Annotated in this window: 24 protein-coding genes and 1 tRNA gene; 20 read left to right on the top strand and 5 right to left on the bottom strand. The window is 38.5% G+C overall.

Annotated features, from left to right (window positions below):
• The 3 genes from J1E28_RS04535 to J1E28_RS04525 form a co-directional block, all read right to left on the bottom strand.
• Positions 1–349 (bottom strand): transposase (locus tag J1E28_RS04535; protein ID WP_291027201.1); only part of this gene is annotated, 349 nt, incomplete at its 3' end.
• A complete protein-coding gene (locus tag J1E28_RS04530) occupies positions 336–1670 on the bottom strand; it encodes an MFS transporter (protein WP_291027199.1) in 1335 nt (444 codons plus the stop codon). The genes J1E28_RS04530 and J1E28_RS04535, both read right to left, overlap by 14 nt.
• A gap of 27 nt (positions 1671–1697) precedes the next feature.
• Positions 1698–2219 carry a peptidylprolyl isomerase gene (locus J1E28_RS04525; protein ID WP_291027197.1) on the bottom strand — a complete coding sequence of 174 codons (522 nt, stop codon included), beginning with the start codon at positions 2217–2219 and terminating at the stop codon, positions 1698–1700.
• A 97-nt stretch (positions 2220–2316) separates the two neighbouring features.
• On the opposite strand from J1E28_RS04525, the gene J1E28_RS04520 reads away from it, so the two are divergent.
• The 17 genes from J1E28_RS04520 to J1E28_RS04440 all read left to right on the top strand — a co-directional run bounded on the left by J1E28_RS04520 (position 2317) and on the right by J1E28_RS04440 (position 19438).
• Complete coding sequence (locus J1E28_RS04520; RefSeq protein WP_291027195.1) at positions 2317–3336, top strand: hypothetical protein; 1020 nt, start codon at positions 2317–2319, stop codon at positions 3334–3336.
• A 237-nt stretch (positions 3337–3573) separates the two neighbouring features.
• A complete protein-coding gene (locus J1E28_RS04515; protein WP_291027193.1) occupies positions 3574–3729 on the top strand; it encodes a hypothetical protein in 156 nt (51 codons plus the stop codon).
• A gap of 18 nt (positions 3730–3747) precedes the next feature.
• Complete coding sequence (locus tag J1E28_RS04510) at positions 3748–5229, top strand: MFS transporter (protein ID WP_291027191.1); 1482 nt, start codon at positions 3748–3750, stop codon at positions 5227–5229.
• A gap of 594 nt (positions 5230–5823) precedes the next feature.
• Positions 5824–7161 (top strand): S41 family peptidase, encoded by a 1338-nt coding sequence (locus J1E28_RS04505; RefSeq protein ID WP_291027204.1) that lies wholly within the window; start codon positions 5824–5826, stop codon positions 7159–7161.
• Complete coding sequence (gene purC / locus J1E28_RS04500; RefSeq protein ID WP_291027189.1) at positions 7161–7871, top strand: phosphoribosylaminoimidazolesuccinocarboxamide synthase; 711 nt, start codon at positions 7161–7163, stop codon at positions 7869–7871. The genes J1E28_RS04505 and purC overlap by 1 nt, the downstream gene beginning before the upstream one ends.
• Positions 7872–7880: 9 nt before the next feature.
• Positions 7881–8120 (top strand): phosphoribosylformylglycinamidine synthase subunit PurS, encoded by a 240-nt coding sequence (purS, locus tag J1E28_RS04495; RefSeq protein ID WP_291027187.1) that lies wholly within the window; start codon positions 7881–7883, stop codon positions 8118–8120.
• The gene (gene purQ / locus J1E28_RS04490) at positions 8120–8782 is read left to right on the top strand and encodes a phosphoribosylformylglycinamidine synthase subunit PurQ (RefSeq protein WP_291027185.1); all 663 of its coding nucleotides are present in this window, start codon (positions 8120–8122) and stop codon (positions 8780–8782) included. Before purS ends, purQ begins: the two co-directional genes overlap by 1 nt.
• A 9-nt stretch (positions 8783–8791) precedes the next feature.
• Complete coding sequence (locus J1E28_RS04485; RefSeq protein ID WP_291027183.1) at positions 8792–9895, top strand: hypothetical protein; 1104 nt, start codon at positions 8792–8794, stop codon at positions 9893–9895.
• Complete coding sequence (locus tag J1E28_RS04480; RefSeq protein ID WP_291027181.1) at positions 9879–10607, top strand: lysophospholipid acyltransferase family protein; 729 nt, start codon at positions 9879–9881, stop codon at positions 10605–10607. The genes J1E28_RS04485 and J1E28_RS04480 overlap by 17 nt, the downstream gene beginning before the upstream one ends.
• A gap of 16 nt (positions 10608–10623) precedes the next feature.
• Positions 10624–10699 (top strand) — tRNA-Ala (locus J1E28_RS04475).
• A gap of 81 nt (positions 10700–10780) precedes the next feature.
• Positions 10781–12373, top strand: coding sequence for a dihydroorotate dehydrogenase (quinone) (gene pyrD, locus J1E28_RS04470; RefSeq protein WP_291027179.1), 1593 nt, complete (start codon positions 10781–10783; stop codon positions 12371–12373).
• A 27-nt stretch (positions 12374–12400) separates the two neighbouring features.
• Complete coding sequence (locus J1E28_RS04465; protein ID WP_291027177.1) at positions 12401–13702, top strand: pitrilysin family protein; 1302 nt, start codon at positions 12401–12403, stop codon at positions 13700–13702.
• 2 nt (positions 13703–13704) lie between these two features.
• A complete protein-coding gene (gene dapA / locus J1E28_RS04460; RefSeq protein ID WP_291027175.1) occupies positions 13705–14586 on the top strand; it encodes a 4-hydroxy-tetrahydrodipicolinate synthase in 882 nt (293 codons plus the stop codon).
• 29 nt (positions 14587–14615) lie between these two features.
• The gene (locus tag J1E28_RS04455) at positions 14616–15386 is read left to right on the top strand and encodes an enoyl-ACP reductase (RefSeq protein ID WP_291027202.1); all 771 of its coding nucleotides are present in this window, start codon (positions 14616–14618) and stop codon (positions 15384–15386) included.
• A gap of 18 nt (positions 15387–15404) precedes the next feature.
• Positions 15405–16754, top strand: a complete 1350-nt coding sequence (gene lnt, locus J1E28_RS04450) for an apolipoprotein N-acyltransferase (protein WP_291027173.1) — start codon at positions 15405–15407, stop codon at positions 16752–16754.
• 142 nt (positions 16755–16896) lie between these two features.
• Entirely contained in the window at positions 16897–17682 is a 786-nt protein-coding gene (locus tag J1E28_RS04445; protein WP_291027171.1) for a hypothetical protein, read from the top strand.
• Positions 17683–17779: 97 nt separating this feature from the next.
• Positions 17780–19438: a tetratricopeptide repeat protein gene (locus tag J1E28_RS04440; protein ID WP_291027169.1), complete on the top strand. Its 1659-nt coding sequence runs from the start codon at positions 17780–17782 to the stop codon at positions 19436–19438.
• Between the two features lie 78 nt (positions 19439–19516).
• Here J1E28_RS04440 and J1E28_RS04435 read toward each other — a convergent pair whose 3' ends face one another.
• Complete coding sequence (locus tag J1E28_RS04435) at positions 19517–19762, bottom strand: hypothetical protein (protein ID WP_291027167.1); 246 nt, start codon at positions 19760–19762, stop codon at positions 19517–19519.
• Positions 19734–20144 carry a LysE family translocator gene (locus J1E28_RS04430; protein ID WP_291027165.1) on the bottom strand — a complete coding sequence of 137 codons (411 nt, stop codon included), beginning with the start codon at positions 20142–20144 and terminating at the stop codon, positions 19734–19736. Before J1E28_RS04430 ends, J1E28_RS04435 begins: the two co-directional genes overlap by 29 nt.
• Positions 20145–20271: 127 nt before the next feature.
• Between J1E28_RS04430 and gyrA the strand changes: the two genes are divergently transcribed.
• From gyrA to J1E28_RS04415, 3 genes are read left to right on the top strand one after another with little or no spacing between them, the layout of a single operon-like run.
• Positions 20272–22740, top strand: a complete 2469-nt coding sequence (gyrA, locus tag J1E28_RS04425; protein WP_291027163.1) for a DNA gyrase subunit A — start codon at positions 20272–20274, stop codon at positions 22738–22740.
• 49 nt (positions 22741–22789) lie between these two features.
• The gene (locus J1E28_RS04420; protein WP_291027161.1) at positions 22790–23278 is read left to right on the top strand and encodes a hypothetical protein; all 489 of its coding nucleotides are present in this window, start codon (positions 22790–22792) and stop codon (positions 23276–23278) included.
• On the top strand, positions 23275–24612 hold the full coding sequence (locus tag J1E28_RS04415; RefSeq protein WP_291027159.1) for a sigma-54 dependent transcriptional regulator: 1338 nt from the start codon (positions 23275–23277) through the stop codon (positions 24610–24612). Before J1E28_RS04420 ends, J1E28_RS04415 begins: the two co-directional genes overlap by 4 nt.
• Positions 24613–24803: the final 191 nt, after the last annotated feature.

Raw genomic sequence — 24803 nt, 5'->3', positions numbered from 1 at the left:
CAGTAAGTTTAGTTTGACCTTTCTCAATTATTATAGGATTAAAACTACCATTTCTATCTCTTGGTGTTTTAACAGAAATACTACCATATTTTGTTTCTACTTGCTTCACTTTGCAATGACCATTTCTACTATTGTTATCTTTTTTATCTTTTGGAATCTTAATCTCTATGGAAGCATCGCTTTTATCTTCTGTCTCTATTTTTATTGTTTCATATTCTGTATTATCTTTTTTGTCATTTTTTGCTTTTGAGCGGGGATTTTTTACAAAATAATCTCTGTTTTGATAAATAAGAAAACAGAGATATAGCCCCATTGCACTTGCAATAATAATTTTTTCATACAGCTCCATTTACTTCCTTTTTGTCAATAAGAGTAAGAATCTGCTCTTTGTGAATAAGCGTATCATCATATTTAATAATAGCAATATTTTCACTTTGATTTATATACCATTCAATGACGCCTTGTTGTTTATCGAGAATATTTAAACGAGGAGATTCATCTAAGGGGAGATAGATATTTTTATGATTTTTGGGATTATTTAAAAATATCATTAAAAGCATCGCCCATATAATACACACTCCTGCAATACCAAGCGAAAGGGCAAAAAGCCCGACTTCCTCATAAAGCCACCCGCCGCAGATACCCCCAAGTGCGCTTCCTGCATATCCAAGTGTTGTGAAAACACCAAGTGCCGCACCTTTTTGATGTGCCTTTGGATAGCGACTTGCAAGAGATTGCATAATAGGCTCGTGAATGGCAAATCCCATAAAAAAAATCAACACTGCAATGCCAAAGACAATAAGCTCATTGTGACTCATTGCATATGCCATTAGGAAATATGAGCATACAAATGCACAGATACCTGCAAGCATTACAGCTTTAAACTGCCCCTTTTTTTGTGCAAAAACCGATGAGGGACCCATAGCAAAAACTCCAGCAATCCCAGCAGGAGCATAAATATACCAAAGCTCATCTTCACTTAAACCAAAATGATGTGTGAGTGTAATACTTACGCACACAAAGGCAAAAATCATCAAAAACTTCTGCAAAAATGCGCTCAAATTCATAATGAGAAGATTCTTATCAGTAAGGATATTTTGTGCATTGCTTTCATTAAAATGATATTTTACGCGCGGTGTATCAGGCACTTTTGTGTAGAGGATAATAAGAGAAAGCACACAGAGCGCACTTGTGATAAGAAACAAGGTTTCTAGCCCAAAATGACTTGCGACAATAGGGCTTAAAAACATCGCAAGTATAAAGCTTGTAAAGATTCCAGCTCCCATTACTGCCATTGCTTTATTGCGTTGCTCCTCGCGCACCAAATCAGCAATTTGCGCACTTACCACCCCACCAATCGCTCCCGCACCCTGCAAAAATCGCCCAATGATAAGCATTGTAATACTTGAAGAAAATGCGCATACCAAAGAGCCAATCAAAAAGATGAGTAAGCCAATGCCAACGATATGTTTGCGGTTGTATTTATCACTTAAGATTCCAAAGGGTGTTTGAAATATGATTTGTGTCAGCGCATAGCCTCCAGCGGCAAGTCCTGCAAGAAATGCGCTTGTTTGAAACTCATCAGTATAAAGCCCGATAATAGGTAGCACAATAAAAAGCCCAAAAAATCGCAAACTTGTGATAAGCGTGAGAGGAAGTAAGTGTTTCATTCTAGGCGCTTTATTCTTTTTGTTTCTTTAAGATTGAGGCAGAGATTCATAAATGGTAATACTTTTAATAATATCACCCTCTTTGATTGCATCAAGCACGGCAAGACTTGCTTTATCTTTGATGTCGATTCTGCCAAAAACCGTGTGTTCTCCGTCAAGATGAGGCTGTGGGGCAAAGCAGATAAAAAACTGACTCCCTCCTGTGTCGCGTCCCGCGTGAGCCATAGAGAGCGCACCTCTTGTGTGTTTGTGTGGATTGTCTTTGAGTTCGCATTTGATGCGATAGCCCGGACCTCCTGTGCCATTACCCACAGGGCAGCCACCTTGAGCGACAAAATGAGGAATCACGCGATGAAAGGTAAGTCCATTGTAGAATCCACTTTGGGCAAGAGTGGCGAAATTTGTAACATTTTGTGGAGCTTCTATAAAAAGCTTTAAAGTCATTACTCCAAGCGATTCTCCGCTTGGTTTGCTTACCTCTATAAGTGCATATTTGAGTTTTTCTAATTCTTCTTGTTTGATGTCATATACTTTTAGTTCTTCTTGCATTTTTTCTCCTTCAATCATCAGGACTTTATGGGGTATAAAAAAGTGCGCGGATTTTACCGATATTAACTTAACAATTTTTGAACAAAAGGGATGTAGGGTGCTTAAGCAGGGTGTTTTTCGCTTATGTGTATGGGGTATGGTATGTATAGGATATACTCCCTTGCTTACTGCTTCTGAAGATTCAGTAGAGGCAGTAATGGAGGGCTATGAAAGCCCACAAAAGCTTTTTATGAACATTCCTCAATCATTAGAAGCAGATGCAGATTCTAAACAAACGCAAGCCACCCCTGCACAAACAGATAAGCAAACAAAAGTCAAAGATACAGCACAGGGCGTTTTGCACCCTAAGGATATGACTTTACCTACCCAACCGCAGTGGATTTATAGCACGGCTATTATAGAGACTTCATTTCACGATGGCTCATTTAGAAAGGGGTTTGGGACATTGCTCCAAAATGGATTCTACATCACTTCTGCAGAGGTGGTATATAATGGCAAGGTTGTCCCTAAAGTCATCTATGCCAAAATGCAAGATGATCTTAATGCAAATATGATGTGCGTGGCGAGTTTGAGCATTAAGGCGCTTGATTTGGATTCAGGACTTGCGCTTTTAAAAACAACACAATTTGTAGATAGCTTTTGTCAGTTGCGCGATAAAACATATTACCAAGATAGAATCTACAAGCGTTTTGGCATAGATGTATTTGCCTCAAATGCGCTTATTACCAAGCATACCGAAGCATTTTATCCTTATCTTAATAGTGCGTTTGTATTTGATACTCGAAGTATGAAGCTTGAAAAATTCGCCTCATATTATGATTTTTCGCGTAAGCAAGAGCGTATATATGGCTTTGAAATGGAGCGAGATTCGTATGAGGAATTTACCTATGGACGAGCATTCTATGATAAAAAAGGCGTATTTTTAGGGCTTATGAGTAGGGTAGGTGAAGGTTATTTGCCTGTTTTTGTTAATCGTAATGTGATTCAGGATTTTCTCTGTGATGTGCAAGAGAGAGATATTATTAATGATAGCGCTGTAAGTAATGCTTGCTTTAAACTTGGAACAAAAAGAGCGCGTTTTTTTACAAATGAAAATAGCATAACAAATTTTTATTGATTTAAGTCTAGAATCCTTAAGGCTTGATTAATATTTCCTAACCTTACATAGATTGTGTATCGCGTAGCAATTTAGAGGGTATTAATTTAATTGCAGATTTTCCCCTTAATCTTTTATTATTTTTACTTTAAAAAGAGCTATTTCTATAAATAATAGAATATTTATAGACTAACTTGTTTTTGGTAATTCCGCTTTTACACACTATTAGAGAAAACAAATTACACTTGCAGTTTGGGTATGGGGCGAAATCTAGTTGAAATTGAGACGAAGTTTTTGCTTCAAGAGATATTTTCGATACTGCCTTGCATAATTCTCAATACAAGCGAGGAGATACTATGGGATAATGGCGTGATTTTGCACCGCCCTTTAAAGCATTCCTGTTATGAATCTTAAAGAAAAAGGAGAAGCCTAATGAAAACAAATACATCTCTACTACTTTTAACCATACTTTTGGCGGTTTTTGTCGTGCCAAGCTCGATTTCTGGGACAGCTATTGCCCTCCCTTTTATCGCACAAGAATTAGGCGATGACACTATGGCTTTGCAATGGGTTGTAAATGCGTTTAATTTGTTTTTTGCAAGTTTTACGCTGATTTGGGGTGCAATGGCGGATACATTTGGTGCAAGAAGATGTCTTTTGCTTGGCGTATGTATTTATGTGCTTGGTTCTTTGCTCTCTATTGTGGCACAAGATTTATTTATCTTAGATATAGCTCGTGCTTTAGCAGGTATTGGAGGAGCGAGTGTATTTGCTTGTGGGGCGAGTTTGCTTATTAGAAATTTCAAGGAGCAGGAGAGGGCAAAGGCATTCGCATTCTTTGGGAGTACAGCAGGGCTTGGGATTACATTTGGACCCACGATTTCTGGGCTACTCATTGATGCTTTTGCGACTACTTCTATTGCAGGTTTTACTCTTTCTTATCGTTCTATTTTTGCCTTTCATTTTATTGTTTTAGCTCTTGTATTGTGTCTGAGCCCTGTTTTGCCAAAAGATATACCAAATAGTGAGGTAAAAGCTCCTTTTGATTGCATAGGTGCGCTCTTGTTTATCGCCTCGCTGTTTTCTTTTATGATATGTATTACTTCTTTGGCTCAATTTGATACCCAAACCCTTATCGCTTTAATTGCTTTTATCCTTTTTACAGGTGCATTGATATGGCAGCAAAAATCTCTACGCACAAAGGGTATAGCCCCACTTTTAGATTTTGAGGTGCTTAAAAATAAAAAATTCTTCGGCTTTAGCCTTGTTACTATCATTGCAGGTTTTAGCTTTGTGGTGCTTTTGACTTATTTTCCAAGCTTTTTGCAGGCAGTTTTTGGCTTAAGTGCTTCAATTTCTGGCTTATATATGCTTGCACTCACCACGCCTATGCTCTTTTGCCCAATACTTGTTTCAAAAATGCTAAATAATGGGTGGAATCCAAAAAGACTTGCCCTTATGATGTCGCTTTTGATGAGCGTTGGCTTAATCATTCTCCCTATTGTTGTGTTTTTTGCCACATCACAATGGCAGCTTGTCCTCATACTCTTACTTCTTTTTATTATCGGCATAGGAATGGGACTACACGCTGGAGGTATTGATAATCTCGCCCTAAGTAGCGTTGATGTGAGTAAGGCTGGACTTGCAGCGGGTGTGCTAAATTCTGCTCGGCTGGGGAGCGAAGCTGTGGGCGTGGCACTCTATGGTGCTTTAATGTTTATTTTTATTAGCATAATGTGCAATACAGCAGGATTAGGAGGAGAGTATATTTCTATGATTGCAAGTGCAAATCTTGCAGAGCTTGGCAATGAGGCACTCTCAATCTATCTGCATTCTTTTTGTATAGCAATAGTGATTCTAGGTATAATGTGCTGTGCTTCTTGTGTGGCTGTGTGGAGGTTGCTTAGGGCGTAGGCTTTGTGCGCTATAAAATCACAAAGCGTAAATTGGCGCAAAAGCAGAGTTTGCAAAAGATTCTAGATTCTAAACCAAATTTACTAGATTCTTTTTTTATAAGGGGGAGGGGCTTAAATTTACAAGTATGGATTGGTGCTTTGCACAAATGTGAAGTCGCCCCTGCTCCTTAATATACCCCCCACCCGACGACTCTTTCAAAGTATCGCATTTTGTGCGCCATTAGTCTAAATGCAATTAAAGATATACTTTATTGCTAAGGGGAGCGGGGAGAGGATAAGCCCTTTTTCTTTTTGCGATAAAGAAAGATTAAAAAATATTTTTTAGCTTAGATTCTAGATTCTAAGATTTTATACATTTTGCCATTTTTGTAAAAATTTTAGAATCTCACATTCTTAACTCATCATATAAATAACAAAAATGTGGGGAGATTCTAAGCGCAATCGCTTAGCAAAGGCGTATTTTCTGCATTGTATTGACTTTTCTTGAAAGAAACTTGAGAATATTAGGGATACATATATCTTTTTAAGATAGAATAATATCCTTTATCTTGCTTTAATTTTTATTGCAATCAACAAAGGGGCAGCAACAATGATGAATAAATCGCGAGTGGTTTTATCGGGTATCATCATCTCATTATTAGTGAGTTCAGCATTATTTGCGGGTTTGATGGCTGATGAGACACAAAAAGCCAAACCAAAGGTGCAAGAGAGCAATAAGCTAGAATCTTTTAAAAAATTGCGCCGTGTTATGGCGATTGTTGAAGAGAATTATGTTGATGAATTGAGTTTTGATGAAATTGTAGATAAGGCAATTGATGGGCTTTTGAGTAATCTTGATGCACATTCAAATTACCTCAATAAAAAGAAATTTGATGATTTACGCGCTAATACTGATGGCGAGTTTGGAGGCATTGGTATTACCGTTGGTTTAAAAGATGGAGCTTTGACGATTATTGCGCCTATTGATGGCACACCCGGAGATAAAGCAGGACTTAAAAGTGGTGATGTGATTTTAAGAGTGAATGATAAAAGCACAATTGATATGAGCATTGATGATGCGGTGAATCTTATGCGTGGTGCGCCTCGCACAAAAGTAGAGCTTACAATCGTGCGCAAGGGCGAATCAAAACCGCTTGTTTTTAGTATTGTGCGTGATATTATTAAAGTAGATTCTGTAAAAGTGCGCAAAATTGAAGGAAGCAATTTTGCGTATGTGCGCATCTCTTCATTTGATAAAAATGTCGTGCGCAATGTAGTGAGTGAGCTTAAACAGCTTGGCAAAGTTGAGGGTATTGTGCTTGATTTGCGTAATAATCCCGGTGGAGTGCTTGATCAAGCTGTTGATTTGAGCCGACTTTTTATCAAAAGTGGTGTAATTGTTACACAAAAAGGGCGTGCAAAGGGCGAAAATATCGAATACAAAGCTAAAAGTGCACCTTATGCTGATTTGCCTGTGGTGGTGCTTATTAATGGTGGAAGTGCAAGTGCAAGTGAGATTGTCGCTGGTGCATTACAAGACCATAAACGCGCTGTGCTTATTGGAGAACAAACATTTGGCAAGGGTAGTGTGCAAACGGTGATGCAGCTTGATCAAAATGAGGGCTTAAAGCTTACTACTGCAAAATATTATCTTCCAAGTGGAAGGACGATTCAAGCAGTGGGCATTACGCCTGATATTGTGATATATCCGGGTGCTGCGCCTGAAAATGAAAATAATTTTAGCATTAAAGAATCAGATTTAAAAAGGCATTTGCAAGGAGAGCTTGATAAGATTAATGTGCCAAATGCAAAGGCAAAGACTGAAAATGAGGATAAAAAAACCATTACAAATGCTATGATTCAGCAAGATATTCAGCTTAAAAGCGCGATTGATGTGTTGAGAGCGTGGAATGTAATAGGCGCTAATCCAAAGAGTAAGGGCGGGAAATAATGGAAAAGAAAGCAATGTTATATGAAGGAAAGGGCAAGAAACTTTTTGAAACAAGTGATGAGAATGCGCTTATCGCAGTATTTAAAGATGATTTGACAGCTTTTAATGCAGAAAAAAAAGGCACAGAATCTGGCAAGGGCGCATTAAATTGTCGTATTAGCACTTTGCTTTTTACGCTTTTAGCAAAAGAGGGGATTAAAACGCATTTTATAGAGCAGTTAAGCGAAAATGAGATGCTTTGCAAAAAAGTTTCTATTATCCCCATAGAAGTGGTTACGCGCAATATCGCCACAGGTTCACTTACAAAACGTTTGGGTATCAAAGAGGGGACAATCCTCCCTTATGCGCTTGTGGAATTTTATTATAAAGATGATGCGCTTGGCGATCCGCTGATAAATGATGAGCATTGTGAGATTCTAGGTTTAATCAAAGCGCGAAGTGAGCTTGAGATTCTAAGAGCGCAGGCGCGTAAGATTAATGACATACTTAAGGCATTTTTTGATAAAAGAGATTTGAAGCTTGTGGATTTTAAGCTCGAGTTTGGGCGCGATAGCGAGGGGAATATCATTCTTGCTGATGAGATTAGCCCTGATAGCTGTCGTTTTTGGGATAAAAATACCAACCAAAAGCTTGACAAAGACAGATTTAGGCAAGATTTAGGAAGCGTGAAAGTTGCCTATGAAGAAGTTTTGCGCCGTATTTTGGCATAGAGGATAATGATGAAGGCAAAGGTTCTTATTTGTTTAAAAGAAGGGGTGCTTGATCCTCAAGCAAAGGCTATTTATCACGCATTGAATGCGAATGGATTTGAGAGTTTGCAGGGCGTAAAACTCTCAAAAGAGATTATTTTAGACTTGCAAGAGAGCGATTCTCAAAAGGCGTATGCCATCGTGCAAGATATGTGCGAAAAACTCCTTGCCAATGTTGTTATTGAAGATTATCGCATTGAGATTATGTAATGAATGTGGCTATTATCCGCTTTCCGGGGACAAACTGCGAGTTTGACACACAATATGCCTTTGATATGCTCGGTGCAAAAACATCTATCGTGTGGCATAAAGATGAGGAGCTACCCAAGGATTCACATCTTGTTGTCATACCCGGAGGTTTTAGCTATGGGGATTATTTACGATGTGGAGCAATAGCACAATTTTCGCCCATTATGAAAGCAATTAGGGATTTTGCTGCATCTGGTGGCTATGTGCTTGGTATTTGCAATGGTTTTCAGATTCTTTGTGAAGCAGGGCTTTTGCCCGGTGCATTAAAACGCAATGTGAATCTGCACTTCATCTCAAAAATGCAAATCCTCAAAGTAGTTAATAGAGACAATGCCTTTTTGCACTCTTATGCCACAAATCAAGAAATTACTTTGCCCATTGCTCACGCTGATGGTAATTATTTTATCGATGAGATAGGATTAGAGCATCTTCGCACAAAGGGACAGATTCTGCTTGAGTATGTGGCTAATCCTAATGGCTCGGTAGGGAGCATTGCTGGTATTTGTAATGAAAACAAAAATGTATTTGGTTTAATGCCTCACCCTGAAAGAGCGATTAAGGATATACTTGGTAGCCGCGATGGTATAGCAATGCTAGATAATTTGTTGCGGATTCCAATTTGAGGGAGAATGATGCTACAAAGATTGCAATATGCTTTTATGGGCTTGTTATTATCTTTAAGTTATGCTTTAGGAGATACAAAGACAGATGTTACTCCAAAGATTGCTTATGTAAATGTGCAGTTTCCTAGCACAGATGCAAGTTTGTATGTCGGGCAAAATATAGAAGTTAAATATAGCCTTACCCTGCTTTCTGGTGCGAAGCTTGTGGATACACAATTGCTTGATTTAAGTGCAAAAAACAATGTCGTCTTAAAAAGCAAAAATGCAAATTGGCAAAGTAGTAGCAATGGCGTGCTACTGAATACCTATGTGTATAACATTACTGGTAAAAATGTAATCATTCCTCCTTTGTCGATTAAGGTGCTTTCTGCTGATGGGAGCTATGAAGAGGAGGTTATAGCACAAGGCGCGACTTTTCAAGCTGTTGAGCTATCAAGCAATGCAAATTATATTTCTGTTATTGCTGATAATTTTGAGGTTGTGGATTATCGTGTAAAAGAATATGATGAAAACAATAATATTGTGATTTTTCAATTTGAAAGCAAGGGTGCGGTTTTAAATGCAATGAAAATTGCCAAATATCCAAAGCAGGGCTTAGAAAATAGTAAAGTGATTGATAATACAACATATGGTATTTATTATGTTGTACTTGATAAATCCATTCGCTCCCTCTCTTTTGATTATTTTAATCTCACACAGCATCAGTTTGTTAATATTTCATTGCCTATTCATCTTGCACAAAATATTACTGATGAGAGCGGGGATATTAAGCCACGCAATACGATTTTAATCTTTAAGAATCTCCTTATTGGCGGACTTATTGTTTTTGTTGTGCTTGTGTGGATTGTGTTTAAAAGAGTGCGCAAAGTGAGCCTTGCTGTGCTAGGCGTGCTTCTTTTGGTGCTTGGCTATAATGTGTTTTTTGGCGCAACTTCAGGCATAGCACAAGCTGGGGCAAATGTGAGCATTATCCCCACGCGTAATTCTACGATTATGGAAGTGATTAAAACACCTACGCGCGTGGCAATTATTGGTGAATATGAGGAATATTACAAGGTGATGATAGAATCCAAAGTTGGTTGGATAAGGAAAGAATATGTTAGCAAAAATTAGAGCCATAGTGGCTACTCTCTCTATTGCAATATACTTGCCTTTTATTATCGTGCAAATATATCTCACTCGTGGTAGAAATAATGGCAGGTGGGCAAGGAGACAATGCCGTTGGTTTTTTTCTTTGAATGGATTAGGAGTAGAGCGTATTGGCGAATATGACAAAGATGCGCAACTTCTTGTAATGAATCACCAAAGCGTAACAGATATTATTTATTTTGAAGCTTATCACCCTTCAAATCTTTGTTGGGTAGCAAAAAAACAGCTTGGGGAGATTCCACTCTATGGGCACGCACTTAAAGCCCCCGATATGATACTTATTGATAGGGAAGATAAAAAAAGCATCGTTTATCTCATCAAAGAGGCAAAGAGGCATCTTGAAGAAAACCGCCCTATAGCAATTTTCCCTGAAGGCACACGGAGCAAGGGGGAGGAGAAATTTTTGCCCTTTAAATCAGGAGCAAAGATTCTTGCTTCTAAGTTAAAGCTTAGAATCCAACCCGCAGTGCTTATTAATACGCGCAAACTTTATAATAGCTCCCCTATCTCCATTCAATCAAATAAGGCAAGAGTGGTGCTTATGGAGGCTTTCACACCTGATTTTGATGATGAGCAATGGTATGAAAAGCTCCAAGAGCAAATGCATGAAGTGTATCTTAAACATTACAATGAATTAAATCAGAATCTTTTAAGTAACAACAAGGCAGAATCTTAGGTTCGCGTAGGGCTTTGGGGTGTTAGCTCAGTTGGGAGAGCGCAACGCTGGCAGCGTTGAGGTCAGGGGTTCGACCCCCCTACACTCCACCATCAAAACCTTAGGTTTATTTTTTTTGCTACAATAATACTTTATATTGGTCTCCAAAATTTTAATATACATAGAGGTGTCTTATGTCAATATATCAGGAGTTTTCTCCTTATCTCTTTAAGTTTGATGCAGAGAGAGTGCATAGTTTTACGGAATGGACACTTAAAAATGTCGTGTCACTCCCTTTGGTGCAAGATTATGTCGTTTCGCAACATTGTGTGTTTGATGAGAGTTTATATACAGAAGTAGCAGGTATGAGATTCTATAATCCTGTGGGATTAGCGGCTGGGTTTGACAAAAATGCAACTATGATAAAAGGATTATCTGCGCTAGGGTTTGGCTTTTTAGAAATTGGCACAATCACTCAAGCTCCCCAAACAGGCAATCCAAAACCCCGCCTTTTTCGATATGTCCAAGAGAAGAGTTTGCAAAATGAAATGGGGTTTAACAACCAAGGTTCATTTAAAGTTGCCTCTCGATTAAAAAAAATCTATCCTTATAGTATCCCAATTGGCATTAATGTGGGTAAAAATAAGATTATTGCTCCAAAAGATTCACTCAAAAATTATGAAAATGTGTTGCTTGATTGTTTGGAGGTGGGGGATTATTTTGTATTTAATCTTTCTTCGCCCAATACACCTAATTTGCGCGATTTGCAAAATGCTAAATTCGTACAAGAACTCTTTTTAATGGCACGTTCACACACACAAAAACCGCTTTTTATAAAAATCTCTCCTGATATGAATAAGGCTGAAATGTTGAAAGTTGTGGAAGCGAGTATTAAGTATGGATCAAATGGTGTGATTGCAACAAATACAACAACTGATTATAGTGTGTTAAATGGTGCTAAGCAAAGCGGGGGCGTGAGCGGAAGTGCATTGAAACAAAAATCAAAAGAGGTGTTAAAGATTTTAAGTGAGGCGTTTTTTGGTCAAACTACTTTTATTTCTGTTGGGGGTATTGATAATGCAGAGGAGGCGTATGAGCGTATTAAGCTTGGCGCATCGCTTGTGCAAGTTTTCAGTGGATTAGTCTTTCAAGGTCCAAAGTTATGTAGAGAAATTAATGAGGGCTTATTACAGCTTTTAAGAGCAGATGGTTTTAATGTACTTAGCGAGGCGATAGGATATGATATACTCAATCAATCAAAAAAAGGTGCTAGAGCGATAAAAGCATCTAAGACAGATGCACCAAAAGTAGATTCTGCACAAAAACAGGGCAAAGAAGCACAAAGTAAAGAAATATCACAAGAGATAGCTCCCAAAAAGCGTGGCAGAAAGCCAAAAAATGCAACAAATATAGAAAATACACAGCAAAGTAAAAATGCAATTAAAAGTACCAAAGAATCAAAAACCACAGAAACTAAAAACAAAATAAAAAATACTAAGAAGCGCAAAAGCCCACAAAAAGCAATATCAAATGAGGGTGAGGTAGCCCCTAAAAAACGTGGTAGAAAAAGCAAACAAGAGCTACTTGCATTATCTGCATCAAAGCTAGAAGAGAGCAATAAATCCCTCTTAGAAATACATACAGAGAGTGGCGTGGCAAACGCAAATGTTTCTTATACAAATAATTTGCAAAATCCTACTTCTCAAACTACAACAGATAATGATGCTAAGGTGCAAGACAATCAAAATATCACTCAAATAGATAGGGTAGATTCTCAAAAAGAGTAGATTGTGAAGTTTATTTTAGGAGTATTAATGAGCATTTCTCAAATAATAAGCCCTCAAACTTTTACTCCAAGTGCTTTGCCTAAGCACTTTACAAAGACGCTTGAGAATGGTTTGCAAATTGTAGTTGTGCCACTTGATAATCAAAGCGGGGTAATTGAAACAAATGTGTTTTATAAAGTTGGTAGTCGCAATGAGGTAATGGGAAAAAGCGGTATTGCGCATATGCTTGAGCATTTGAGCTTTAAATCCACGCGCAATCTCAAAGCCGGAGAGTTTGATGAGATTGTCAAAGGCTTTGGTGGTGTAAGTAATGCTTCTACGAGTTTTGATTATACGCGCTATTTCATTAAATCAAGTGCGGGCAATCTTGATAAGTCCTTAGAGCTTTTTGCTGAACTTATGAGTAATCTTTTGCTTAAAGATGAGGAGTTTGCTCCAGAGCGCAATGTTGTCGCAGAAGAGCGATTGTGGCGCACAGATAATTCTCCTATGGGCTATTTGTATTTTCGTTTTTTTAATACTGCTTTTATCTATCACCCTTATCATTGGACACCTATTGGTTTTATGGAGGATATTCAAAGTTGGCGTATTGAGGATATTGTCTCTTTTTATCACACTTTTTATCAGCCACAAAATGCGATTGTGCTTGTGAGTGGGGATATTACGCCAAATGAGGTATTTGAATCTGCTACGAAGTATTTTGGGGTGTTGAAAAATAATGCACCAATCCCTGAAGTAACAGCTAAAGAGCCTAAGCAAGATGGCATAAGGCGAAGCATTGTCAAAAAAGATTCAGAGCTTGAATATCTTGCTATGGGTTATAAAATTCCTAATTTCTTAAGTAAAGATCAAGTTGCTCTAAGCGCAATAAGTGAGATTTTGAGTGCTGGAAAATCAAGTATATTTCAAACTGAACTCATCGATAAACAGCAAATTGCAACAAGTATTTATGCGTACAATATGGAACTTAAAGATGAGGGTGTGTTTTTGATTATTGCTACAGCAAAGCAGGGTGTAAGCGCAGAGAGACTCGAGGAAGAAATCTATAAAATCTTGGAGCGCATTAAGCAGGGCGATATTTCTCAAGAGGAACTTGAAAAGGTAAAAATTAACACAAGGGCGAGTTTTATTTATAGTCTTGAGAGCTCTTCATCGGTGGCTAACCTTTTTGGAAGCTATTTGGTGCGCGGGGATATTATGCCCCTGCTTTCTTATGAGCGAAATATTAATGCTTTAAATATAGAGCAAATAAAAGAAGTGGCAAACCGATATTTTGTGGAAGATTCCCTTAGTGTGGTAATCCTCAAAGATACAGACAAGGAGAGATAGGTATGGTTTTTGGAGCAATGAGTGCGCTTATCACTCCTTTTAAAAATAACAAGGTTGATTTTGAAAGTTATGAGAGATTGATAAAACGACAAATCGCCTATGGAATGGACGCTTGTGTGCCTGTGGGGACAACAGGTGAATCTGCCACACTCTCACACAAAGAGCATATGGAATGTATAGAATCTGCAGTGCAAATATGCAAAGGAAGCAATGTAAAAGTGCTTGCAGGAGCAGGGAGTAATTCTACAAGCGAAGCACAAGAGCTTGCACTTTTTGCACAAAAATGTGGAGCTGATGCACTTTTGTGTGTAAGTCCATATTATAATAAACCAACGCAGCAAGGCTTATTTGAGCATTATAAAGCAGTGGCAAATGCGGTTGAAATCCCTATAATGCTCTATAATGTCCCCTCTCGCACCGGCGTAAATATAGAAATAGATACCATAAAAGCCCTACATACGCAATATCCCCATATTTATGCTATTAAGGAAGCAGCAGGGCTTATGGATAGAGTGGTAGCACTTGGCGCAGAAGTGCCTAGTATTGCTATTTTAAGCGGAGAAGATGCGATTAATTTTCCTATTTTAGCCAATAATGGCAAGGGCGTGATTTCTGTAACTGGTAATCTTATGCCACAAGAAATAGCTAATCTCACGCATTTTGCCCTTGCTGGAGAGATGCAAAAAAGCTATGAGCTCAATACTAAGCTCTATGAACTCAATAAGATTCTTTTCTGTGAGAGCAATCCTATACCTATTAAGGCGGCGATGTTTTTAGCAGGATTATTGCAAAATTTGGAATATCGCCTGCCATTAGTGCCACCTTCTAAGGAAAATATGGCTAAAATACAAACAATCTTAGAACAATATGAGGTGAAAATATGAAGAATGCACAGACTTGCACAGCAGATTTTATGAAAGGCAAAACACTCGTAATTAGCGGGGCTACGAGGGGAATCGGTAAAGCTATTTTGTATAAATTTGCTCAAAATGGCGTGAATGTCGCCTTTACTTATAATAAAAATGAAGAAGAGGCAGCAAAAATTGCGAGTGATGTGGAGAGTAAATATGGGATTAAGGCGAGATTCTATCCGCTCAATGTCCTAGAAACCGAGCAATATATTGAGCTTTTTAAGAAAATTGATGCAGATTTTTCACGCGTTGATTTTTTTGTTTCTAATGCTATTATCTATGGTAAAAGCGTTGCAGGTGGCTTTGCGCCATTTATGCGCCTCAAACCTAGAGGACTAAATAATATCTATACAGCCACAGTGCTTGCTTTTGTCGTGGGCGCGCAGGAAGCAGCAAAACGTATGAAAGAAGTTGGCGGCGGGGCGATTGTCTCTCTTAGTTCAACTGGCAATCTTGTGTATATGCCAAATTATGCAGGACACGGCAATTCTAAAAATGCAGTGGAAACAATGGTAAAATATGCAGCAATGGAGCTTGGCGAGTGGGGCATACGCGTAAATGCAGTTAGTGGCGGTCCTATTGATACTGATGCACTTAAGGCTTTTCCTGATTATGCGCAAGTAAAAGCTAAAGTAGAAGAAGAATCTCCACTCAATCGTATGGGGACACCAGAGGATCTTGCAGGAGCAGCTTTTTTCCTCTGTGATGAAACACAAAGTGCGTGGCTGACAGGACAAACAATAGTCATTGATGGTGGCACGACTTTCAAATAAGATTCTTATTTAGTCTGTATGTTTTCTTTTCAATCAAAAGTTTGTTTTTTCTCGCCTCAAAAATTACTTGATATTCCATACACTTCATTTTCGTGGCGTGATCCTAGCACTTATAAGCCTACTCTTTTATGGCTTAGTATTTCTTTTGTGTTTGCGCTAGGAGTTACTTCGCCTTTTTATGTGCAATGGCTTTTGCAATTATGTGCTATTGCAGATATACCTTTATTTTTAGCAACTATTCTTGGATTATTAAGTATCGCAAGTGTGCTTTTTACACCTGCAAATCGGCGATTTAGCGTAGGGTTTTTCATTGGAATCTTATGGTTTTATTGGATTTCTTTGGGAATGCGATACTTTGATTTAACTTGGTTTATTCCCATAGTGGTGGTATTAGTGGGTATATTTTTTGGCTTTGTATTTTACATTGGTTTATGGTGCGAATGCCTCCTTGTGCGTTTTGCATTTTTATTTTTTTTAAGTTTCCTTACCCCTCTTGGTTTTGATTGGATTGTGCTTGAGAGCGTGTTTGCTTATAGCTACATTGGGGTAGATAAATTGAGTTTTGCCTTAGTAATACTTGCCTTGTGGCTACTTGTGAAATATCAATCGTGGTGGAGGCTTTTTGGGGTAGTATGCCTTGTTATGGCGCTTGATTGGCAGAGTTTTTCATCTCATTTACAATCCCCGCCTCAAATGCCACTCAAAATAAAGCTTATCCAAAGTGATGTGAATCAAGATATAAAAACACGTAATGAACAAATGAAGATGATTTTTGCAGGGCATATACAAGCTGTGCGTAATGCAATAGAGGAGGGATATGATGTTGTGGTATTGCCAGAGAGCGCGTTTTATGCACCCTTAGATTGGCTTGAGATTGATGGATTCGCGCCCTATGATACATTATTAGCATTAAGTAGAGATATTGTGATTATCGTTGGGGCATTGCGTGTGGAGTTTAAACAAGGGGAGGCTTTATATTTTAATAGCACTTTTAAGTTTGATAATGCAGAGGCAAGTTTTTATGATAAGGTGCTTCTTGTGCCTTTTGGCGAGTATATTCCTTCACCCCTTGCTCCTGTTATTAATGCGTTTGTTGAAGGCATAGGGGGATTTAGTGCGGGAGAGAACTTTGGCTATTTTGATATAAAAGGTGTGCGATTTAAAAATGCGATATGTTATGAGGGCACATATAAGGGATTTTACCTCGATAATCCTCAATATGTGATTGTAACAAGCAATAATGCGTGGTTTGTGCCAAGTATTGAACCTATCGTACAAAAAAATCTTATGAAATATTATGCAAGGCTTTATAAAAGCACGATTTTTCACGCTACAAACCGATCTCCTACTGCTATTATCACGCCTTAAAATTTTATAAGATGGCAGAATGCTCCATTATGCAGATTTGATTTAGAATCTTGATGTTTTTAGCTAAAAAGAATACTTTTAAAGTCGATGTTGGTTTATTGTGGTATGATACGCCATTTTATTTCACTCAAAGGAGTAAGATATGATTTTCTTCAAAAAAGTATTTCTAATGCTTGTAGCGGCTTCTAGTATAGCTTTTGGTGCTACAACTAATAATTCTACTAACAAGCTCAATGCCCAATCACTCACAAATGCCAAAAAAACAGTCACGGGGAGTTTTGCAAGTGGCAGTATTCTTGATGGCTCTACCAAAGCGGGTAATGTGGCAAGGTGGTATCTTTTTAATGAAGGGCACGTGGGATACTCATATAGCAAACTTGGAGATTTGAATCTACATTCTGCAGATTTAGGATATTCTCTTTATATCACTTCTATCAAAGCAGCAAGCAATGTGCGCCCATATATTGGGACAGAAATTACTATTCCCCTTTATCTTAAATCCACAGGGGATTCAAATGGCTTTGACCCTGCTGTAGGCAGTAGTCTTCCAGGTGGGAATGCAGTAAAGACAGATGTAGGTTTTAATGGTTGGGGCATACAAATTCCTGTGATTTTAGGTGTGCAGGTGAATTCATACTATATTCAAGGTATGATAGGCTATGGGTATCATAGTATCACCGATACTTTCTATGTAAGCGATACTATGAATGATGCATCTGTTGATAATATCTATCAAGGGCTCGTGTATGGGCTTGGCGCGGGTATAAAATTCTCAAATGTATTTAGCTTTGGTGTGCGATACATAATGGGAGACTTGACGAATACTTCACGCGAACCAAGTGCAGGGATTATTACAAATGATTTGCGCTCAAAAGACTTTAAAAACAACTACCAACGATTCTCTGTGATTTTTGGTATAGTATTCTAGTCTTCTTTTACCCCTTTTGCCACTCTTTTTAAACAAGGGTGGCATTTTTTTTGCTTCAGCCCTTTAATACATCAAAGTTAGTTATCAAAGGGTGCAAATGTCTCAACGAAATTTTGATATCGTCTCTGCAGTGGAGATGGCATATCAGCTGTATCAGCAAAAGCATTATCATCAATGTGTGGATATATGTATTCAAATTTTAGGGATTGACTGCACACGTGCTGATATATGGAATCTAGCCGGTATCATAATGCTTGAGCTTAAGTTTTATGAGCGGGCAATAGAGTATTTCACTCAAGCTACACAATGTGAGCCCACAGAACCAAATCATCGCATTAATCTTGCTGAAGCCTATCGCCGAGCGGGTAAGCCTACGCGGTGTATTACAGAGCTTGAGATATTATTAGAGAGTGATGAGAATATGCAGATGAGTGCGCATTTGCATTTTAATCTTGCCAAAGCGTATTCAGATATAGAGGATTCTCAAAGCTCAATAAAGCATTATACAATCGCCATTAAGCTTGATCCTAATGATTTGGGGGCGATGTTTAATCTCGCCAATGCGCAGGTGGGGCTAAAGCATTTTGGAGAAGCCATAGAATTATATATTAGCGCCCTAAACAAAGGCTATCTTGATGCGGGGGTGAATCTTGCTCATACTTATATGCGCATAGGGCTATATGAAGAGGCGGTGCAGGTGTATAGCGCGATTTATGAGCATTACAAAGATGAGAGCGATTTTTTATTTAATTATGCGAATGCCCTTAATTATGCAAATGCTAATCCACAGCACGCGCTTGCACTATATACCCAAGCTATTGCATTAAATCCAAACAAGACGCATTATTGTATTAATTATGCGCATTTTTTGCTCAAAAGATTGCATTTTGAGGAGGGATTTAGAATCTATGAGGAGCGAAAAAAGCTTCCTAAAATGCTGCCAGAGGGTATTACATCTTTATGGCAATATAATGGAGGAAAAGCGGATTTTGTAGATAAATCTGTGCTTGTGTATTATGAGCAAGGCTTTGGCGATAGTATTATGTTTGCGCGATTTTTGCCACTTTTAGAGCAACAAGCTAAAAAAATATGCGTAATCGTGCAAGAATCCCTTGTGCCTCTTTTTACAAAGTTTCATATTCCTTGCACATCGTGTTTGAGTGAAGTAGGGCAATATGATGTGGCTCTTTCGCTTGTATCCTTACCTTTAGCTCTTGGGGTAAAAAGCGTAGAGGATTTGCGTTATATGCCTTTCCAAATACAAAAAGATAAGAGAGAATCTAACGCTACTATTGAAGATAAAAACATTAAAAAAATAGGCATTTGTTTTAGCACAGATTCGCAATTTAGTGAGGCAGAAAATAAAAGCATTCCGCTTGAAATATTAATGAGTGCTTTGCAAGATTTGAGCCAACATCTAGCTATCTACTCGCTAAATAAAGCGCCGTGTGAGAAAATCAATGATTATGAGATTATCCAAAAAGAAATGAATGATTTTGGCGATACTTATGAGATTATTCAAGATATGGATATAGTTATTAGCATTGATACAGCGGTGGCTCATTTGAGCGCGAGTATGGGGAAGCATACACTTGTATTGCTCCATAAAAGCTATGATTGGCGTTGGGGAAATGGTATAGTAACGCCGTGGTATGAATCTGTTGTATGTATGACACAGAGTAAAATGGGTGAGTGGGACGATGTCGCACATAATATAAGGGCTTATCTTAAGGGCTGGATAGGCATTTCATCATAGATTCTCGAATCTATGATTTTTAGCTTGTGATGGGATAATATTTGCTCAAATCTAGATTTATGCTACATTAAAGGTTTATTAGGAAAAGTTATTTGTAATTTTTATACATAATTCGCCAAATTCAAAGCACAAAAGCCACGCAAAACACACAAAGAGTAATCCGCAGATTCTATCAATTACAACAAAAGTGCGTGTATTGATGTAACTTCGTGCGATACTTGCGCAGATAATAACACATATAAAAGCAGCAAAAAGCGAACACCATAGCGCGATGAATCCAAGCTCCATACTCTCATCAATAAAAGGTGTAACTAAAAAATACAAAAAATAAAATGGCTTTAGGATTTGAAAGATTAATAATTAATCCCTGTATATAGCCATCTTTGTGCATATTTTGAGATGCTCCTAAATCATATTGCTGTGCTTTCATAGTGAGCATTAAAAAGCCTAAATACAGCAAATAACTCCCGCCAATGAGGCTAAGAATGAGCTGTGTAATGGGAGTATTAAGCCATTGACTTAATCCTGCATAAATAAGCCCAAGATAAAGACACCAACCACTTGCAATACCTAGCAATACTTTTAATCCTTGTATTACACCAAAGCGCAGAGTAGTTTTAAGCGTAAGGAGCATATCAGGTCCGGGTGTGATTGCGCCAAAAAATCCCATAAGACACAAAAGAATCGTTTTTTCTGCAATGTCCATTAGTGATTAGATTCTCACTTATTGTAAAGATGCAAAATTATATACTATATTTACTTAAGAAATAAGTCTAATTTTAAGCAAGAATAGGCTAGAATACGCGGTTTATAAAACATAATTGGGAGTGATAATGCAGAGCGTATTAGAAGAGAGAAGCATAGATGTACAGATTGATGAATCAATGAAGGAAAGTTACCTTGATTATTCTATGAGTGTGATTGTAGGGAGAGCATTGCCTGATGCAAAAGATGGACTAAAGCCGGTGCATAGGAGGATTCTTTATGCGATGAATGAGCTTAGCCTCTCTCCTCGTCGCCCTTATAAAAAAAGTGCAAGGATTGTGGGTGATGTGATTGGTAAATATCACCCACACGGCGATACAGCAGTGTATGATGCCCTTGTGCGTATGGCACAGGATTTTTCAATGCGCCTTGAACTTGTCGATGGGCAGGGTAATTTTGGCTCTATTGATGGCGATGGTGCGGCAGCTATGCGTTATACTGAAGCGCGTATGACAAGTGCAAGTGAGGAAATGCTCCGCGATATTGATAAAGATACGGTGGAGTTTGTGCCAAATTATGATAATACACTCAATGAACCCGATGTGCTTCCTGCGAGATTTCCTAATCTGCTTGTAAATGGTTCAAGCGGTATCGCGGTGGGTATGGCGACTTCTATTCCGCCTCATCGTATTGATGAGATTATTGATGCGCTTATTTATGTGATTGATAATGATACACAAGATGTGGAAGATGTGCTTCATATTGTGCAAGGACCAGACTTTCCAACAGGCGGTATTATCTATGGCAAGGCTGGAATCTTAGAGGCTTATCGCACAGGGCGAGGGCGCATACGCGTGCGTGCAAAGGTGCATATTGAAAAAACAAAGACAAAAGATGTGATTGTGATTGATGAAGTGCCTTATCAGGTTAATAAAGCAAAGCTTGTTGAGCAGATTTCTGAACTTGCAAGGGAAAAAGTCATTGATGGTATTGCAGAAGTGCGTGATGAAAGCGATAGAGAAGGGATTAGGGTAGTGATTGAGCTTAAAAGAGATGCAATGAGTGAAATTGTACTCAATAATCTCTTTAAATCTACGACTATGGAAAGCACTTTTGGGATTATTCTCCTTGCAATTAATAATAAAGAGCCAAAGATTTTTAATCTCCTTGAGTTATTGCATATTTTTATTGCACATCGCAAGACGATTATTATCCGCAGAAGCATTTTTGAACTTGAGAAAGCTAAGGCAAGAGCGCATATTTTAGAGGGTTTGATTATTGCGCTTGATCATATTGATGAGGTGATAAAAACTATTCGTGCTTGTGCTGATACAGATGAGGCAAAAGAGGCACTTGTGAGCAAATTTAAGCTAAGTGAGTTACAAGCAAAAGCCATACTTGAGATGCGCTTACAGCGACTAACAGGCTTGGAGCGCGATAAAATTAATGAAGAATATGCACAGCTCCAAGAGCAGATTGCCTATTTGGATTCTATTTTAAGAAGTGAGGAGAAGCTTAAGGGTATCGTTAAAGAGGAGCTTTTGGAGGTTAAAGAAAAATTTAGCACCAAAAGGCGCACGCAGATTGAGGAGGATTATGATGCTATTGAGGTAGAGGATTTAATCCCAAATGAAAAAGTAGTGGTTACAATGAGCCATAGAGGCTATGTTAAGCGTGTATTACTTAAAACTTATGAAAAGCAAAATCGTGGCGGAAAAGGCAAGATTAGTGGCAATACACACGAAGATGATTTTATTGAATCTTTCTTTGTGGCAAATACGCACGATACGATTATGTTTGTAACAAATAGGGGACAGCTCTATTGGCTCAAAGTCTATAAGATTCCAGAAGCAGGGCGCACCGCTATTGGTAAGGCAGTGGTAAATCTCATTAACCTTCAGCCCGATGAAAAAATTATGGCGACTATTACAACCACAGATTTTAATGAGGATAAATCGCTTGTGTTCTTTACTAAAAATGGTATTGTCAAACGTACAAATCTCAAAGAATATGGCAATATCCGCAGTGTGGGCGTGAAAGCAATTAATCTTGATGAAAATGATGAGCTTGTAACGGCGCATATTGTTGATGTGAGCGTGAAAGAATTATTTATTGCTACTCATCAAGGTATGTGCATTCGCTTTGGGGTTAATGAGTTGCGTGAGATTGGGCGAGTGAGTCGTGGTGTGAGAGGGATTGCATTTAAAGCAGATAAAGATTTTGTTATTGCAGCTACGACTATTACGAGCGATACAGATAAGCTTTTGGTGGTGAGTGAGCGGGGGATTGGCAAGCAAACGCTTGTGGGCGAGTATCGTTTGCAATCTCGTGCAGGTAAGGGCGTGATTGTCCAAAAGCTTACTTCAAAAACAGGGAATCTTGTGGGTGTGGTTAATATTAATGATGAAAATATGGATTTGATGGTGCTTACAAGCTCGGGTAAGATGATACGGGTGGATACAGAGGCAATTAGAAAGGCAGGACGCAATACATCTGGCGTAAAAATTGTTAATGTCGGTAAAGATAAAGTGGCATATGCTAATGTCTGCCCTAAAGAGCAACAAGATGATGAATCTAACGAGGGAAATGAAGAGTGAAGAGTAAAATGAGCGCAAAAAACAATAGGGGAGATAGGATATTGTAGATATGTGGGGAAGATTCTATGCGCGGATATTATTCCTCTTTATAGTGAGTATAGGTAGTCTTAATGGAGCAAATACGCTTGATACATTGCCTTATAATGAGGATTTTGAAGATGTGGAGGTGGAGCTTCTTATTTCATATAAAGTTATTAGTCGCGATAATCTTGCCCAAGGTGAGCTATATCGCGTTTCGCACGTAATGAATTACCAAGCGCATAAGGGGTATAAGGTTGTGGAGGAATGCGAGATTGATGCAAGTAGGTATCCTATTATGGACGATATGGCATATTTTATTACTTCTATTATTAAGCAAGAAAAAGAGCAAGTGCTTGAGTGTTTATTGCAGCATAAAGTCTATGTGCGCGAGGATACAAGTGGGCGAGATAATGCCCTGCAATCACGTGTAAAGCTTGAAGTCGCCCCTACAAGAGTAAAAGCAAAGCTTGTAAATAAAAGCATTATGATGTATATCCTAGCAAAGGAGCAGGTATGAAAATAGCCATTGTAGAAGATGATATTAACTATCGTAAGTCGCTAGAGACTGCGTTTGAGGATTATGCAGAATATGAGGTTGTGAGTTTTAAGAATCCAAAAGAAGCACTCAAAAAGCTTGATGAGAGCTTTGAGCTTATTATTACTGATATTAATATGCCTCAAATGGATGGCTTAAGCTTTTTGCAAGAGCTTGATGGGCGATATGAGGCGATAGTGATTACGGGGAATGCGTCTGTGCAAAATGCGATTAAGTCTATTCGTTTGGGCGTGAAAGATTTTCTTGTGAAGGGTTTTGAGATAGAGGAGCTTATTGAGGCTTTGCAGAGAAGTCGTAAGGCTACGCAAATCACACATAAAGCACAAAAGCCAAATGCTCCAAAAACTACACAGGATAAAGATTTCATCGCTTCTTCTCCCAAACTCGAAGAGAGCAAAGCTCTTGCGCTTAAGGTTGCTAAGACTGATGCGAGTGTGCTTCTTTTGGGGCAGAGTGGGGTAGGCAAAGATGTATTTGCACATTTTATACATCGCCATTCTCATCGTGCAAATGCACCTTTTGTCGCGCTCAATATGGCGGCAATTCCGGAGCATTTGTTAGAATCTGAACTTTTTGGTTATGAAAAAGGTGCTTTTACAGACGCTACGAGCGCTAAGCCGGGTATTTTAGAATCTGCAAATGGTGGAAGTGTGTTTTTAGATGAGATTGGGGAAATGCCTCTTGCACTTCAAGCAAAGCTTTTGCGCGTTTTACAAGAAAAAACACTTACGCGACTAGGGAGTTCAAAACCTATTAAGATTGATGTGCGTTTTATCTCTGCTACAAATGCCGACATACAGGCAAAAATTGCCAAAAATGAGTTTAGGGAGGATTTGTTTTTTAGGCTACAAACTATCCCCCTGCCCATACCTCCGCTTAAAGAGCGCAAGGAGGAGATTCTGCCTTTGAGTGAGTGGAAGCTTGAATCTGTATGTGCGCAATATAATTTCCCCAAAAAACACTTTTCGCAAGAAGCCAAAGATGCACTTTTAGCGTATGAGTGGTATGGCAATGTGCGTGAACTCCTCTCTGTGGTGGAGCGAGCGGGGATTTTGAGCGATAGCGATGAGATAGGGGTAAAGGATTTATTTTTGGAATCCCGAACAAAGGCATTTAGTGGTGCGAATGTAGCACAAAATAAGTCAGGCGATGAGCAAAATACTATCGCTACATTAGAGAAGGAGCTTATTAAGCAGATTCTTATAGAGAGTGCAAATGATTTGCATAGAGCAAGTGATATGCTAGGAATGAGTGTGGAACTTTTGCGGCATAAAATCGCAAGATATGGTATTTAGAGGAGCTTAAAATCACAATTTATTAATCTTATACCATAGCTTTCGTATATCACATAAACACAGCATATCAGAATCTAAATATAAGCATTTTGAAGTTTGCTATCTAAAAATAAATCAAGCTTTAAGCGATAATAAGGCAAAAAACTTTTTTGTGTTGCTCCGCTTCTTGGAAAGCCCTCAAATTCCTTTTC

Origin of the sequence: Helicobacter sp. (genome assembly GCF_022511165.1) — a bacterium.
In the GTDB taxonomy this organism is placed as follows: Bacteria; Campylobacterota; Campylobacteria; order Campylobacterales; family Helicobacteraceae; genus Helicobacter_C.
This window is presented reverse-complemented; position numbering and strand designations above follow the sequence as displayed.

Excerpts from the sequence above, each read along its gene's own strand:
- purC (WP_291027189.1), top strand. The coding sequence starts at position 7,161 with ATGGAAAAGAAAGCAATGTTATATGAAGGAAAGGGCAAGAAACTTTTT.
- J1E28_RS04525 (WP_291027197.1), bottom strand. The coding sequence starts at position 2,219 with ATGCAAGAAGAACTAAAAGTATATGACATCAAACAAGAAGAATTAGAA.
- J1E28_RS04465 (WP_291027177.1), top strand. The coding sequence starts at position 12,401 with ATGAGCATTTCTCAAATAATAAGCCCTCAAACTTTTACTCCAAGTGCT.
- J1E28_RS04420 (WP_291027161.1), top strand. The coding sequence starts at position 22,790 with ATGTGGGGAAGATTCTATGCGCGGATATTATTCCTCTTTATAGTGAGT.
- J1E28_RS04415 (WP_291027159.1), top strand. The coding sequence starts at position 23,275 with ATGAAAATAGCCATTGTAGAAGATGATATTAACTATCGTAAGTCGCTA.
- purQ (WP_291027185.1), top strand. The coding sequence starts at position 8,120 with ATGAATGTGGCTATTATCCGCTTTCCGGGGACAAACTGCGAGTTTGAC.
- pyrD (WP_291027179.1), top strand. The coding sequence starts at position 10,781 with ATGTCAATATATCAGGAGTTTTCTCCTTATCTCTTTAAGTTTGATGCA.
- J1E28_RS04530 (WP_291027199.1), bottom strand. The coding sequence starts at position 1,670 with ATGAAACACTTACTTCCTCTCACGCTTATCACAAGTTTGCGATTTTTT.
- J1E28_RS04510 (WP_291027191.1), top strand. The coding sequence starts at position 3,748 with ATGAAAACAAATACATCTCTACTACTTTTAACCATACTTTTGGCGGTT.
- J1E28_RS04480 (WP_291027181.1), top strand. The coding sequence starts at position 9,879 with ATGTTAGCAAAAATTAGAGCCATAGTGGCTACTCTCTCTATTGCAATA.
- lnt (WP_291027173.1), top strand. The coding sequence starts at position 15,405 with ATGTTTTCTTTTCAATCAAAAGTTTGTTTTTTCTCGCCTCAAAAATTA.
- J1E28_RS04515 (WP_291027193.1), top strand. The coding sequence starts at position 3,574 with ATGGGGCGAAATCTAGTTGAAATTGAGACGAAGTTTTTGCTTCAAGAG.
- dapA (WP_291027175.1), top strand. The coding sequence starts at position 13,705 with ATGGTTTTTGGAGCAATGAGTGCGCTTATCACTCCTTTTAAAAATAAC.
- J1E28_RS04440 (WP_291027169.1), top strand. The coding sequence starts at position 17,780 with ATGTCTCAACGAAATTTTGATATCGTCTCTGCAGTGGAGATGGCATAT.
- J1E28_RS04485 (WP_291027183.1), top strand. The coding sequence starts at position 8,792 with ATGCTACAAAGATTGCAATATGCTTTTATGGGCTTGTTATTATCTTTA.
- gyrA (WP_291027163.1), top strand. The coding sequence starts at position 20,272 with ATGCAGAGCGTATTAGAAGAGAGAAGCATAGATGTACAGATTGATGAA.
- J1E28_RS04505 (WP_291027204.1), top strand. The coding sequence starts at position 5,824 with ATGAATAAATCGCGAGTGGTTTTATCGGGTATCATCATCTCATTATTA.
- purS (WP_291027187.1), top strand. The coding sequence starts at position 7,881 with ATGAAGGCAAAGGTTCTTATTTGTTTAAAAGAAGGGGTGCTTGATCCT.
- J1E28_RS04455 (WP_291027202.1), top strand. The coding sequence starts at position 14,616 with ATGAAAGGCAAAACACTCGTAATTAGCGGGGCTACGAGGGGAATCGGT.
- J1E28_RS04430 (WP_291027165.1), bottom strand. The coding sequence starts at position 20,144 with ATGGACATTGCAGAAAAAACGATTCTTTTGTGTCTTATGGGATTTTTT.
- J1E28_RS04445 (WP_291027171.1), top strand. The coding sequence starts at position 16,897 with ATGATTTTCTTCAAAAAAGTATTTCTAATGCTTGTAGCGGCTTCTAGT.